At 64.7% G+C, this 13,728-nt stretch carries 11 protein-coding genes; 7 read left to right on the top strand and 4 right to left on the bottom strand.

What is annotated here, in order from left to right; genetic code table 11:
* The 3 genes from IPF85_RS22705 to tgt form a co-directional block, all read right to left on the bottom strand.
* Positions 1–2,389: FtsK/SpoIIIE domain-containing protein (locus IPF85_RS22705; protein WP_343410334.1), on the bottom strand; the 2,389-nt coding region annotated here is incomplete at its 3' end.
* A gap of 123 nt (positions 2,390–2,512) precedes the next feature.
* Positions 2,513–3,286, bottom strand: coding sequence for a phosphate ABC transporter substrate-binding protein (locus IPF85_RS22700; protein WP_343410333.1), 774 nt, complete (start codon positions 3,284–3,286; stop codon positions 2,513–2,515).
* Positions 3,283–4,458, bottom strand: a complete 1,176-nt coding sequence (gene tgt, locus IPF85_RS22695) for a tRNA guanosine(34) transglycosylase Tgt (protein ID WP_343410332.1) — start codon at positions 4,456–4,458, stop codon at positions 3,283–3,285. Before tgt ends, IPF85_RS22700 begins: the two co-directional genes overlap by 4 nt.
* A 156-nt stretch (positions 4,459–4,614) precedes the next feature.
* Between tgt and IPF85_RS22690 the strand changes: the two genes are divergently transcribed.
* Positions 4,615–7,224, top strand: a complete 2,610-nt coding sequence (locus tag IPF85_RS22690) for an FG-GAP-like repeat-containing protein (protein WP_343410331.1) — start codon at positions 4,615–4,617, stop codon at positions 7,222–7,224.
* A gap of 453 nt (positions 7,225–7,677) precedes the next feature.
* On the opposite strand, the gene IPF85_RS22685 is transcribed toward IPF85_RS22690, so the two are convergent.
* Positions 7,678–8,559 (bottom strand): NAD-dependent deacylase, encoded by an 882-nt coding sequence (locus tag IPF85_RS22685; RefSeq protein ID WP_343410330.1) that lies wholly within the window; start codon positions 8,557–8,559, stop codon positions 7,678–7,680.
* A 336-nt stretch (positions 8,560–8,895) separates the two neighbouring features.
* Between IPF85_RS22685 and IPF85_RS22680 the strand changes: the two genes are divergently transcribed.
* The 6 genes from IPF85_RS22680 (at position 8,896) to IPF85_RS22655 (ending at position 13,695) form a co-directional block, all read left to right on the top strand.
* Positions 8,896–9,726, top strand: coding sequence for a lysophospholipid acyltransferase family protein (locus IPF85_RS22680; protein WP_343410335.1), 831 nt, complete (start codon positions 8,896–8,898; stop codon positions 9,724–9,726).
* Positions 9,672–10,832, top strand: a complete 1,161-nt coding sequence (locus IPF85_RS22675) for a glycosyltransferase family 4 protein (protein WP_343410329.1) — start codon at positions 9,672–9,674, stop codon at positions 10,830–10,832. The genes IPF85_RS22680 and IPF85_RS22675 overlap by 55 nt, the downstream gene beginning before the upstream one ends.
* A 3-nt stretch (positions 10,833–10,835) precedes the next feature.
* A complete protein-coding gene (locus IPF85_RS22670; RefSeq protein ID WP_343410328.1) occupies positions 10,836–11,426 on the top strand; it encodes a CDP-alcohol phosphatidyltransferase family protein in 591 nt (196 codons plus the stop codon).
* 109 nt (positions 11,427–11,535) lie between these two features.
* On the top strand, positions 11,536–12,114 hold the full coding sequence (locus IPF85_RS22665) for a sigma-70 family RNA polymerase sigma factor (protein WP_343410327.1): 579 nt from the start codon (positions 11,536–11,538) through the stop codon (positions 12,112–12,114).
* Positions 12,111–13,214, top strand: coding sequence for a hypothetical protein (locus tag IPF85_RS22660; RefSeq protein ID WP_343410326.1), 1,104 nt, complete (start codon positions 12,111–12,113; stop codon positions 13,212–13,214). Before IPF85_RS22665 ends, IPF85_RS22660 begins: the two co-directional genes overlap by 4 nt.
* Positions 13,195–13,695, top strand: coding sequence for a hypothetical protein (locus tag IPF85_RS22655; protein WP_343410325.1), 501 nt, complete (start codon positions 13,195–13,197; stop codon positions 13,693–13,695). The genes IPF85_RS22660 and IPF85_RS22655 overlap by 20 nt, the downstream gene beginning before the upstream one ends.
* Positions 13,696–13,728 lie beyond the last annotated feature (33 nt).

The raw sequence follows: 13,728 nt of genomic DNA, 5'->3' as shown, positions 1-13,728 counted from the left end.
GAGCAGCCGGGTCAGGACTGCTGCTGGCGCCGGCCGGTGGAGCAACCGGGTCAGGGCCGCGTAACTGGCGTGCGTTCAGCACCTCGATGCGGTGAGGCAGGTTGAGGCGGCCGAACAGGCCGAAGTAGCGCGATGTGGGCCGCGTGAAGTCGCCAACCAGGAACTGAGCCTGCGCGGGATCGCACTGCGCGGCCACGCTCAACACGGCCGCGGCGAGCAAGCCGAACGCCTGATCTTCATCGCCGCCGATGATGAGCAGATTGGAGGCTTCGCAGCGTTCCAGGCGCGCCGCGGTGGGCGCCTTGAGCGCGATTGGCTCGCCCAACCAGATCTGCACCCCGTCGTCGAGCACGGCTGACCCTCCTTGCGCCAGGGCCGTTTGCAGCTCGGGGTTGGCTTCCAATCTCGCCGGCGCGCGCGCGGTAAAGGTGACGGTTGCCGGATCGCTGCGCGCGTGCGCCAGCGTGCGCACCGCGGCCAGCGCGGCGCGGCGTTCGGCCGCGGGCAGCAGCGCGACCTGCACCTCGCGGTTTTGGTGCGAGGCGCCCAGTCCGTCGTTGACGATGGCCCGACCGACCTGGCTCAACTGGCTGGCCGCTACGTTCCCGTCGCCCAACACGGCCTGCGAGACCATCGGCGTGCAGCGCAGCGCCATGCGCAGCCCCATCTGCTCGTACAGCGTGCGACTGTGGATACCGGAGATGGTCGGCGTCTGTGAGCTGAGCAGAACATGGATGCCAAAGCCGCGGCCGAGGCGGGTGAGACTGTCCAGGCGTTCGCTGGCCCTGCGCGCCAGCGCGTCCTCCTCACTGAAGAGCACCTGGAACTCGTCAATGATGAGGAGGATGCGCGGCAAAGGGCGTCCCGTCACGCCGACGTAGTCGGCAAGAAACTGCACACCAACCGGCCGGAAGCGGTCGCTGCGCGCCGTCATTTCGGCTTGCAAGCGATCCAGGATACCCAGTGCGAACTCACGCTCGCTTTCCAGCGCCACCACGCGCGCGTGCGGTAACGACACATAGTCCTGAAATTCAACGCCTTCACGGAAGTCCAACAGATACAGCTCGACCTCGTCCGGCGAATAGGTCAGGGCCAGTTGCATGATCAGCACGTGCAGCAGGTTCGATTTGCCTGAGCCAGGCGCGCCGCCGAGCAAGCCATGATGGATGACGCCGCGGCCCAACTGCAGACGGTATACTGCGCCCGTGCTGTCCAGGCCAATGGGGATTTCCAGCCCGTCGCGGCTGCTGCTGGTCCAGCGCCGTTCTGGCGGCGGCATGATCTGTGCAAAGTCCAGCGCCGTCGTTGTCTGCGCTAACCCTGCGCCGGCCGTGGTCAGCCAGGCGTTCATCTGTGCGGCGGGCGGCGGCGCGTCGGGCGTCACAGCAAATTCGCCCAGTTCGGCGTCTTGCCAGACCAGACAGTCAGGGGCGGTGAAGCGCAGCGGGGTGCATTGCGCGGTCAGGTCGGCGAGGTTGATGTTGCGCGCGGGCGGCGTCAGGCTGTCCAGGGTTGCCAGCAGGTAGACGCCGGCGGCCGGCCCGGTGCGCGCGACTTGCAGGAGGGCGGCCCAGGTGCGTTCGTCGCAGCCGGCGGGCAGGCCGGCAATCACCAGCACACGATAGGGTACAGCCGTGGCCGGGTTGGCCGCGTTGTACTCCTCCACCGTGGCGTAGACGTTGCGCAGCCGCTCCTGGGCCACGTGCGTGATGTGCTCACTGATCTGCGCCAACTGCGCGCTCAGCTCGTCCGGCCGCACGAAGACGCGAGGCCCACGCTGCTCTGGCGGCAGATGCAGGAAACCGGCCAGCAGGCTGCCGGCGCCGCCCGGCTCGCACAGCGTCAACTGCACGCGGCGCGGCGGGCAGGTCAACACCAGGCGCAGCAGCACCGATTGCAGCAATGCCTGGCCGGCGGCTGCACGGCCGGCGTCGCCGCGGGCTTCGATGAGCACATGCGATTGGCCGAGCAAGGGCGCCAACGCGGGCATGTCCCACGCGCCGGGATCGCCCTCCAGGCGCAGGCGGCCGATGCGCACACTGCTGGGTGTGGGCGCCGTCAGCGCGGGCGGAGTGTAACCTTCGGCGGCCGCAGCGGGCCAGGAACCGGCCAGCCAGGCCACGGCTGCGTGGTCCGCCTGCCAACGCGTATGAATCTGCGCCACCTCGCCGGCTAACCCGGCGCCTGCCGCCGTCACCTGTTGGCGAGATTCGGCCTGCGCGGACTCACGCTGACCGGCGTAGGTCGCCGCCAGTTCGAGCAAGGCGGCCTTTTGCTGCGCGGCCAGCGCGTCCACATAGGTGGCCTGCCAGGCGCGCAACCGCGCCGCGCTTTGCGCCAGCCGTTGAAATTGAGTGCGAACTTCGTCAGTGGCCTCGGCTACAGTCATTGGGTCCCGTCCTTTCTTGTTGCTATCAGAGATCAGAGATCAGAGATCGGAGATCGGGTTTCGTGGAAGAAGGGAGTTTTTCCGGTCTCCGGTCTCCGGTCTCCGGTCTCCGGTCTCCAACCTCTATTCTGCCTTCATCCGCTGCGCAAACTCCCAAAAGGGCTGCACTGACGGCTTGACTGGTGCATGCGCCAGCAGGTAGATCGTGCGCGTGAGATGATAACCTGCGGCCTGCAGCGTGGCAAGTTCGGGAACCACACCCTCTAGCGCCAACGTCTTTACGTCGGCGCTGGCGCCGGTCTCGCCGATGAGGGAGGCGTAGCCGATGGCGTTGGTGTGCGAGGCGACGTAGGCGCGCACGGCCTCTTCGCTGGGCATGACGAGCGCGGTCAGGGTGACGCGCTGATCCCCCATGACGTGCTCCTCGAAGAAGGCTCGTGTGCCGGAGCCGTCTTCGCGGCTGACGACGATGATCTCCGCGCTGCGGCCGCCGATTTCTTGCCAGTCGAGCAGGCGCCCCCGGTAGATGTCGCGCAACTGCAGCAGGGTGACGTTGGTGATCGGGTTGCGTGCATGGACGATGACGGCGACAGCGTCGCTGGCGATGGGCATGACCTGCAAACCCGGCAACTCGGTGCTGGTCAGCCAGGAGGAGACGGCCAGGTCGGCCTGTCCGTTCGCCAGCATGGCCTGGCCCAGCGCGCTGCCCACCGGCTGCAGATCGAAGGAGATGTGCGGATGCTGCTGATGGTAGGCGGCGGTCAGCGACGCCAGCAGCGGCTGCGCACTGGTGGAGCCGGCAATGGTGAAGTGCTGCGGCGCGGGGGTTTCGAGCGGGGTGCCGCTGCACGCGCTGAGCAGCAGGGCCAGCATGAGCACAATCGGCAGGCGGTTCATGCGCCTGCTCCGGTTGCCAGGCGCTGGCGGTGCGCGGCGTGCTGGCGGTGACGCGTCTCCTGATCGGGCCGCTGATAGTCGGCCAGGAAGCCGCGGCGCAGTTCATCGAAGCGGCCGGCGCTGATGGCGGCGCGCATGTCGGCCATGAGGGTCAGGAGGAAGTGTAGGTTATGCACGGTGGCGAGGCGCAGGGCCAGGATTTCGCCGGCCTTGAACAGGTGACGCAGATAGGCGCGGCTGAAGGTGCGGCAGCAGGCGCAGGCGCAGCCTTCTTCCACCGGCCGCGTGTCGGCTGCATACTGGGCGTTGCGCAGATTCAGGCGGCCGCGGCGGGTCATCAGCCCGCCGTTGCGCGCCACACGCGTGGGCAGCACGCAGTCGAACAGGTCAACGCCCCGCGCCACCGCCTCGACGAGGTCTTCCGGAGCGCCGACGCCCATCAGGTAGCGCGGGCGGTCGGCGGGCAATTCCGGCACGGTGATGTCGAGCGTGGCGTACATCTGCTCTTTGGTTTCACCGACGGCCAGCCCGCCGATGCCATAGCCGGGGAAATCAAGGCTGCGCAGGAAATGGGCGCTCTGCACGCGCAGATCGGGAAAGATACCGCCCTGCACGATGCCGAACAGGGCCTGATCCGCGCGGCGCTGCGACTCACGGCAGCGGGCGGCCCAGGCGTGCGTGCGCTGCAGGGCAATTTCATTATAATGGCGGTCGAGCGGGTCAGGGCACTCGTCCAGCGCCATGATGATGTCCGCGCCCAGGTCGGCTTCGATCTGCATCACCTTTTCGGGGGTGAAGCGGTGCAGGCTGCCATCCAGGTGCGAACGAAAGGTGACGCCGTCGGCATCGAGCTTGCGCCGGTGGGCCAGGCTGAAGACCTGGTAGCCGCCCGAATCGGTGAGGATGGGGCCGTCCCAGGCCATGAAGCGGTGCAGGCCGCCCAGGCGCGCGATCAATTCGCTGCCGGGGCGCAGGTAGAGATGGTAGGTGTTGGCCAGGATCAGCGTGGCGCCCAGCTCGTGCAGATCGGCCGGGGTGAGGGTTTTGACCGTGGCCTGGGTGCCAACTGGCGCAAAGCAGGGGGTGGCAATGGGGCCGTGCGGCGTCTGGAAGATGCCGGTGCGGGCTGCGGTGGCGCCATCTTGAGCGAGAAGGGTGAAATCGAAAGACATGGGGGAGATTATAAGGCAACTCAGGCGAAACGTAAAAACGACGTAACTACTCAGGCGCGATTTCAATCGCTCGCCTGCTTATGTTATAATGCCCTGAACTGGTCGCAATCCGAAGGCAGATACCTTTCGATCCATATTCACAGGAGAAACAAGCTAATGCACAAGAATCTATTCACTGTATGGCGTCTAATAGCCATCGTCATCTTGCTGCCCCTGGGCAGCCTGGCGCCGATCACCGCGCGCGGCGCGGGCGCCGTTGTGGCCGATGAAGAGATTGTCGTCATTGACAACGCCTCGAGCAATCGTGGCCGCATCATCGTCAAGGATCCGGTTGTTCAGAGCGGATTTCAGCCCGCCGATTGGCAGTCGCCCGACCTGGGCTGGGAAAAGGTAGCCGTGGGCAACCTCAACGGTGACAACGACATGGAAATCATCGCGTTCCAGGGGGGCACGCTCAAGGCGTTCGATCCGTTCCGGCCCATCGGCGCGACGGCCGTGGTGTTCGAACAAACGGTAACGGGCGGGCGGGTCTGGCGCCTGATTGCCAGCGGTGACTTGAACAACGACGGGCGTGATGAAATCCTTGCCACGCACAGCGAGGGCACCGGTGAGAAGCTGTTCATCTGGCGCGGAGATGCCGCCGGCACGACCTGGACCCAGGTCTATACCGAAACCTTCGGCGGCCAGTTTCGCACCCTGGTCACGGGCGACATAGACGGCGACGGGAAAGACGACTTCGTCATGCTGCGCGACGTGGATAAGCTGCTCAAGGCCTGGAGTGGCAACAACTTCAGCACCCTGCTGGACAGCACCTCTGGCTTCGTATGGACCGACATCGCCATCGGTGAAATCTATGACGATTCGACTTCCAAACTGGAAATGGCCCTGAGCCGCACCGGCGTGCTCTTTCAGCTCAATTCGTTCTGGGTCTGGCGTTGGAAGACCACCAACCAGTGGGAGGAGCTGTGGGGTGAGAAGCTCTATCCCAACTTCACCAACCTGGCGGCAGGTGACCTGAACGGCGACGGAGACGATGAGGTGCTGCTGCTGCGCAGTGTCAATGACAATAACGTTGTGCAGTTGGCGATTCGCAACCTTAGCGGCGCCTCCATACGTGATTTCGAGCCGGCCGGTCTGGGACCGGGCTGGAACGATGTGGATGCCGGCGACCTGGACGGCGATGGCCGCGCCGAGGTGGCGATCATTCGTGATGCCTCCGTGCGCTACTATCCGCAGCCGGAGATCAACAACGACTATCTGGAGTATGCCGGCAGTTGGAAAAGCTCCTTTGCCATCGGCAACATAGACGGGCAGGGTGTGCAGGTCAATCCCAATCTGAGTGTGACGCCGACCAGCCTGAGCTTCACGGCCGATTTTGGCGGCGGCTCGCCGGCCAGCCAGACCTTCACGGTCAAGAACGACGGCAATTCTGAGACGATCAATTGGGCGGCCAGCGTCACCGCCGGCTCCGCCTGGCTCAGCGTCAGCCCCAGCTCCGGCAGCACCGGCGCCAGCGGGCAGAGCGTCAGCGTGACGGCTAATCCGGGCAGCCTGTCCCCCGCCACCTATCAAGGCACGATTCGCGTAACTGCGACGCGCAACGGCAACCCGATCAACGGCAGCCCGAAAGACGTGACGGTGACGATGACGGTCCGGGCGCAGGTGTTGGATGTGACGCCCGCCAGTTTGAGCTTCACGGGCAACTACCGCGGCTCGGCGCCGGCCAGCCAGGCAGTGACGATCAAGAACGCGGCGGACACCGGCACGTTCAACTGGTCCGCCGCGGTGCTCAACAGCCCCTCATGGGTAACGTTGAATCCAAGCTCCGGCAGCGCGGGGCCGGACGGCCAGACGATGAATGTCACCGTCAATCCGGGGACCCTGGCTTCCGGCAGCTACAGCGCCACGATTCGGGTGACGGCCACCAAGAACGGCACGCCCATCACGGGGACGCCGAAGGATGTGACGATCAGTTTCACGGTGCAGCCGCCGGCCCTGACCGTTTCGCCGGGCAGCTTGAGCTTCGACGCCACCGCGGGCGGGCCATCGCCTGCCGCTCAGACGCTGACGATCGGCAATACCGGTACGCCAGGCGTGGTGAACTGGACCGCCAGCATCGTCGAGAGCGTGGCCTGGCTATCCCTGACGCCTGGCAGCGGCACAACGCCGGCCAATGTCAGCGTCAGCGTCAATTCCACGGGCCTGACCCCGGGCACGTACACCGCCACGATTCATGTGACGGCATCGGGCGGCGGGGTGACGAACGCGCCGCAGGACATTGCGGTCATGCTAACCGTCGTTGGCCCGGTGATGGACGTTTCAGAAGATTTTCTGATGTGGATTCAGGACCGCAGCCAGCCGGTGGAATCCAAGCTGCTGTACATTACGCAGCGTGGGGGCGGCACCGGCATCCACTGGGTGGCGGGCGCGATTCCTGCGGGGATGTGGGCGCAGTGGCAGGACAAGATGCAGGCCGAGCCTGAGGCGTTCACCTGGACGGGCAAGGGCTGGCACTACGCGGGCAAGGCCGGCGTGGCGGAGATCGAGTCGTACGACTGGTTGATTATCAATCCCGACCACGGGCAGGTGCCTTCGACGATGCAGGTGCTGTTCGACGCGGCGAGCACGCCGGTGGGCGTCAACCATCTCACCATCGTGGTGGACGGCGGACGCAATACAGCCAACCGCTTCGTGGGCATCGAGACGATCGTCTTGATGGCCGAACCAGGCGGGCTGCACCAGGTGCGTTTGCCTGTGATACCGTAAGTAGGGGCATGGCCTTGCGCCTGCCCGCGTGGGCGACCGCAAGGGTACGCTTTACATAAAAAAAAGCCATTCGGACAAGACCGGGTGGCTTTTCTTTTGTAATTCGATTACGATCTGTGGTGCAAGCCGCCGGCTTGCGCTGTTGTTGCCGGGAAGCGTGATTTGTTGTAAACGGCGTTGTCACGCCGGAGGCGTGACCTACTTGCGCTGTTGTTGCCGAGAAGCGTGATTTGTTGTAAACGGCGTTGTCACGCCGGAGGCGTGACCTACTTGCGCTGTTGTTGCCGGGAAGCGTGATTTGTTGTAAACGGCGTTGTCACGCCGGAGGCGTGACCTACTTGCGCTGTTGTTGCCGAGAAGCGTGATTTGTTGTAACGGCGTTGTCCGCCGGGGCGCCTTGTGGGCCGGAAGCGTGATTTGTTGTAAACGGCGTTGTCACGCCGGAGGCGTGACCTACGTGGCCGGGCCGAGGAGGATGTCGGCCAGGCGCGGCAGGATGACGGCGGCGTCGGCCGAGAGGACGAGGGCTGCACGGGCATCAATCGGCGTGGGCTGGTAGTTGAAGACGATGACCTGGGCGCCGCGGCGTTGGGCCAGGAAGGGTAGATCAGCCGCGGGTTCGACCTCAAGGGATGAGCCAACCACGATAAACACATCACAGTGCAGGGCATCCTCTTGCGCCAGGCGCAGGGTGTTGTAGGAAAGCGGTTCGCCAAAGAGGATGGCGTCTGGTTTGAGCACCGCGCCGCAGTTGTCACAGCGCGGCAGCTCGCCGCGCTGTAGGAACGCGTCCCACAGGTCGCCGGCTGCGCGCTGGAAATGACAATCGAGGCAACTGGCGCTGCGCAGATGTCCATGCACCTCGTGTACCCGCTTCGATCCCGCGGCCTGGTGCAGGCTGTCAATGTTCTGCGTGATGATGCCATGCACCAGGTTGCCGGCCTCCAGGCGGGCGAGCGCCGTGTGTGCGGGGTTGGGCCTGGCTCCCAAAATCTGGGCTGCCAACGGTCGCATCCAGGCGTAGAAGCGCTCGGGCGCGGCGTGGAAGTTCCAGACCGAGGCCACTTCGAGCGGATCGAAGGTGGCCCACAAGCCCGACGTGGGGCTGCGGAAATCGGGAATGCCGGACGGGGTGCTGATGCCCGCGCCGGTCAGGACAATGGTGCGAGTCGAGCGGCGCAGCAGATCGGCGGCGTGTTGCAGGCGTTCGTCCATGGTTGGATCCTTGGGTATCGAGGTGTGCGACCGCTGGTAGCGCAAGGAGAACCAGAGGGTCAAGCGTCGTGTGGCAAGTTGAATCAACGCCGAACGGATGCGCATCCATGCCGAGGTCATCGAGTCACTTTTCCTGTCACTCGCCAGATTGGCTCTAAATTCTGTCTCGCATCGCGTGTTGCATGATGCAATATAAATGTAACACAGGTTTGCGCCCATCGCAAATCCTATACGAACCGACGAATTCGCAAAACCTCCCGCGCGTTCTTCTGTTTGACAGTGAGTTCGTTTCAGGGTAAGATTGCTCTGTGTGAAGCCAAATCAAGTAGTGCGGCGTGTGATTGACGAGGCGCGGGACTGGGGACAGTTTGCCGCGCTGAGCGCCGGAGCCTGGCTTGCGGCCCGCGCGGCGCCGGCCCTCAGCGCAGCGGCGTTGGAACAACTGGCCGTTTGGCAGTGGCCGCGGCGGCGGCGGCCCGACAGGGTCTGCTGCACAATGTGGGGCATGCCGTGCAGCGCTCCTGCGCTGATCCGGCCGTGGAACGCCTGGCCCAGCGTGCCTTTCGCCACCTGTGGCTCAACTACCGTGACCTGCTGCAGGCGCCGCGTCTCGACGCAGGCGCCTTGCACGAACGAGTGCAGATCGAAGGCGAGGCGGTATTGCAGCGCCTGCGCCGGCAGGAACAGGGCGCCATTCTGCTCGGCGGTCATTTTGCCGGAGGTGAATTGGCGCTGCAGGCCCTGGCGGCGCGTGGCTGGCCGGCGCTCATTGCGGCCGAACGCCTGCAACCGCCCGCCCTGTTCGACTGGATGTGCCGCTTACGGGGCACGCACGGCCATCGTTTTGCCCCCAGCGATGCGCTCTTGACGCCCGTGGTACGGCGGCTGCGCCAGGGTGGCCTGGTCGGTCTGATGATGGATCGTGATACAACTGGCAGCGGTCGCACCGTCATGGTTTGCGGCGCGGCGGCCCGCCTGCCTGTGGGAGCGCTGCGTCTGAGCGTGCGCCTCGGCGTTCCGATCGTCCCGCTGCACGCCCAGCGTCGGCGCAACGGGAGCGTGCAGTTGACCATTCACGAGCCACTGGCGTTTGTCTCGACGCTGGCTGCAGAAGAAACACTGACCAATGGCCTGACCGCCCTGGCCGCTCAACTGGAGCGTTTGATTACATGGCAGCCCGACCAATGGGTGCTGACAACGCCGTTATGGGAAACGAGCGCCGCCGACGCATCATGCTCGTCTCACCATACGACATCGCCATACCGGGCGGCGTCACCAAGCACGTAATCGGCCTGGCGCAGGCATTGGAGCGACGAGGGCATTTTGTACGGGTACTGGCTCCCTGTTCGGCGCCGCCGGCGAGTCTCGCCGCGATCGGTCTCGATGGTACGCTGCAGAGTGTTTCGTCGCATGTACTGAGCTGGCCTTATGCGGGCGCCGTGTCGCACATCAGCGTGGACCCGCGTAGCGCCGGGCGCATTCGGTCCCTGCTGGCGGCCGACGCTTTCGACATCATGCATGTGCATGAGCCGCTGGCGCCTGGTGTTTCGTGGGCCGCGCTGGCTGCCGCCCACCGTTACCCCGGCATGCGCGTGGTGGGTACCTTTCACGCCTATCGTGAAGGTCCCAACCGCCTTTACCGCTGTGCGCGCCCCCTGTGGCGCGCGGCCATGCGCCTGCTCGACGGTCATGTCGCAGTTTCAACGGCCACCGCGGCATTTTGGAATCAGTTCGTGAATGCGTCTTTTCGCCTGATTCCCAACGGCATTGATGCGCAGCTCCTGCGCACCGTCGCGCCAGAGCGCGATAGGTTGGGCGCTCATGTCCTGTTCGTGGGACGCCTGGAGCCGCGCAAGGGGCTGGATGTCTTGTTGCGGGCCTGGCGCCAGGTTGAACGCCAGCACGCGGACGCCCGCTTGACGATCGCCGGCGCCTATACGCGGCAGGATGAGGCAACCTATCGGCGGCAGGCGGCAGAGCTGGCACTGCGGCGCATCCGCTTCGTGGGGCCGCAGAGCGAGGCCAGCCTGGCGGCCTGCTATCGGCAGGCAGATATTGTCTGTGCGCCGGCCCGCGGCTTCGAGAGCTTCGGCCTGGTGATTTTGGAGGCCATGGCGGCCGGCGTGCCGGTGGTGGCTTCGGATATTGCCGGCTACCGCACCCTGGTGACGCCCGACCGCGACGGACTCCTGGTGCCGGCCGGAGATGATGCCAGGCTGGCGACAGCCCTAACCGCGCTGTTGCGCGATCCCGAGCGCCGTCGCTGCTTGGGTGAGCAGGGGCGGCTGACCGCACGGCGCTATACGTGGGATCATGTTGTCCCACGGTTGCTCGCTTATTATGATGAAATCAATCATCCGTCAGAAGAAAAGTCAGAAGGAAAGAAACCGTAAGTCATGTTGACACAATTTTTGCGCCGGCAAGCCAGCGGCATCCTGGAACCGATTGCGCGGACTATTCGCGTCACCAACATCTCTCCCAATGTCTTGACCGTGATCGGTTTTCTCCTCACGGTCTGCGTGGCAGGCGTGTTGGCCGCCGGTTATCTACAGGTGGGCGGCATTCTCATGGTCGTTGCCGCCATTTTCGACGCCATTGATGGCACCCTGGCGCGCGTAACCAACCGCACCAGCCGTTTTGGCGCCTTCCTCGATTCCACGCTGGACCGCTACTCCGAAGCGGTCACCTTCTTTGGCCTGCTCATCTATTACAACGGGCAGGGCAACCGTATCGAGACGATCCTCATCTTTGCCACGCTGATCGGTTCGCTGCTGGTTAGCTACACACGGGCACGGGCGGAGGGTCTGGGAATTCAGATCAAGTCTGGTCTGTTCACACGGGTGGAGCGTGTCATCGTCCTGGCTTTTGGGTTGATTATCGGCTGGATGTCGCCCGTGCTGTGGATCCTGGCGCTGCTGACCAATTTCACCGCCGTGCAGCGCATCTACACCGTCTGGCGTATCACCGGCGGAGAGCAGGGCGGCTGACACCTGCTCTCTCGTCGTCTGTAACTGCCAGCCAATCAAATCTGGCCCGGCGTGCCAAACTGGGCCTTTGGGTGCGTAGTCTTTTCAGTTTCATGGACGTCTTTCATCATTGAACACAGACGAAAAGCGGGTGCCCACGGTAACCTCGCTGCACGAGGCGAGGTTACTGGAGCGTGCGCGGACTTGTGACCCGCAAGCCCTGAGTCAGGTTTATGACCTGTACGCCGCACGCATCCACAGCTATGTCTATCACCGGGTTGGAGATGCCACCCTGGCTGAGGACTTGACCGGGCAGGTGTTCTTACGTATGTTGGAAGCCATACGTAACGATCATGCCTGGACTACGTCGTTCTCGGGCTGGCTCTACCGTATTGCCCACAACTTGGTGGTGGATCATTTCCGGCGCCGCGGCCGCAGCAGCCAGGTTGGCCTGGATGATGCCCCTGATATGCCGAGTGAACGGCACGACCCTGTGGACAGTGCCGAGCAGCGCCTGGCCGGAGATCATTTGCGCGCGGCCATCACCCGACTGACCGAGGAACAGGCACAGGTTGTTTCGCTGCGGTTTTTAGAAGAACGTAGTATTGCCGAGGTTGCACAAATCATTGGAAAGAGCGAGGGCGCCGTCAAAGCCTTACAGTATCGTGCCGTCATTGCCCTGCGCCGTATGATGGAAGGCGAGTCATGAGCGAGTTATTTTTCGATTCCATCTTCGAGGTGTGCTGCGTCCGTATCGAGCAGGGCGCCAGCATCGCCGAATGCCTGGCCAGCTACCCGGAGCTGAGCCGCTACCCTGAGCAGGCGGCTGAACTAGCCGCAGCACTGGCCTTCGTGCCCACGCTGCAGACGCTGGCCGCACCGCCTCCGCCGCCGGCTCGGCTGCAGGGAGAGATTCGCCACCAGTTTCTGGCCGCGGCTGCCCGGATGACGCCCCCACCGCCGCGCGTACCGGCGACGCCGCCGGCACGACCGGCCCGCTCTGCGGCCTTACCGCGTCAGCGCCCGGCCCCGGCGCGCACCTGGTGGGAACGACTCCTGGAGCCGTTCATGTCCACGCGACCGCTCAGCCCGGCCTGGGCCACGATGCTCGTTTTGTTGGCCATCATCACATTCGGCACAGCCACCCTGTCCGTGGCCGAAGCCGCCCTGCCCGGGGACGCTCTGTATCCTATCAAGTTTGCGAGTAAGTCTGTTGGCCTGGCAGCCAGCCTTGCCGCGTATCCACAGGATGCCGAGAAGATCAATCGTACCTTCGACGAGGAGCGCACACGCGAACTACAGCAAGCACTCTATCTCAGGCCTTCGGTCCGATTTCGCCTGACCGGGATGGTTTCAGGCGTCCATCCTAATCAGCACATCATCTTCTTGGACCCCGGACTGAAAATCAGGGTGCCGCCAGAGTTGTGGGACGATCGCCTGGAACGCAACGTCATGGTCATCATCGAGGGTGTCACCGATCCTGGTTTTGGCTTGGCCCACGCTACCTCACTTGTGATTCCCCGAGTGGAAGCCCCTGTACAGCCTGCCGCCGCAGGCGACGCCGACCCTGGGGCCTACACCGACCCTGGCGCCCGGCAAGACGCCGATGCCCAAGCCCACCCTCAAGCCACGCCCCACTCGGCGACCGCCGACCAACACGCCGCGACCGACGAATACGCCCCGGCGCACCGCCACCCCCACGCGCACGCCCCTGGCTACGCCCACGCCCACCCTGGTCTGGACCGCCACGCCCACGCCCACGCCCACGCCCGGCGACCTGACGCCGACCATGACGACCACACCGCCTGACATGACCGTGACGGTCACCGAAACGGCCACGCCGGCCGATGGCACGGCAACACCCACGCTCGACGTCACCCCGACGCCGACCGAGGCGGACATCACCCCGACGCCGACCGAGGCGGACATCACCCCGACGCCGACCGAGGCAGACATCACCCCGACGCCGACCGAGGCAGACATCACCCCGACGCCGACCGAGGCGGACGCCACCCCCACGCCGGTACCGCCGACCGACACGCCGGTACCGCCGACCGACACGCCGGTACCGCCGACCGACACGCCGGTACCGCCGACCGACACGCCGGTACCGCCGACCGACACGCCGGTACCGCCGACCGACACGCCTGTGCCCACACCAACGGCACAGCCGGTCTCCGGTAGGCTGCTCCTTGTCCTCAGGGGATTCACATCGCAATTTGTGCGCTATCTCGATGGGGCGCCTGGCTGTTCGCACGCGCCCCGCACCCTCTTGTGCAACGTGTTTTGACAAGACACCCAAACTGAATACAATAGACCCTCA

The organism is Candidatus Amarolinea dominans, assembly GCF_016704685.1.
Taxonomy (GTDB): Bacteria; Chloroflexota; Anaerolineae; order SSC4; family Amarolineaceae; genus Amarolinea; species Amarolinea dominans.
The sequence above is the reverse complement of the archived record's forward strand: the minus strand, read 5'-3'. Positions and strand labels throughout refer to the sequence as shown.

Bases quoted from the DNA above. Each gene is read 5' to 3' on its own strand.
- IPF85_RS22700 (WP_343410333.1), bottom strand. From the start codon at position 3,286: ATGAACCGCCTGCCGATTGTGCTCATGCTGGCCCTGCTGCTCAGCGCG.
- tgt (WP_343410332.1), bottom strand. From the start codon at position 4,458: ATGTCTTTCGATTTCACCCTTCTCGCTCAAGATGGCGCCACCGCAGCC.
- IPF85_RS22690 (WP_343410331.1), top strand. From the start codon at position 4,615: ATGCACAAGAATCTATTCACTGTATGGCGTCTAATAGCCATCGTCATC.
- IPF85_RS22685 (WP_343410330.1), bottom strand. From the start codon at position 8,559: ATGACCTCGGCATGGATGCGCATCCGTTCGGCGTTGATTCAACTTGCC.
- IPF85_RS22675 (WP_343410329.1), top strand. From the start codon at position 9,672: ATGCTCGTCTCACCATACGACATCGCCATACCGGGCGGCGTCACCAAG.
- IPF85_RS22670 (WP_343410328.1), top strand. From the start codon at position 10,836: ATGTTGACACAATTTTTGCGCCGGCAAGCCAGCGGCATCCTGGAACCG.
- IPF85_RS22660 (WP_343410326.1), top strand. From the start codon at position 12,111: ATGAGCGAGTTATTTTTCGATTCCATCTTCGAGGTGTGCTGCGTCCGT.
- IPF85_RS22655 (WP_343410325.1), top strand. From the start codon at position 13,195: ATGACGACCACACCGCCTGACATGACCGTGACGGTCACCGAAACGGCC.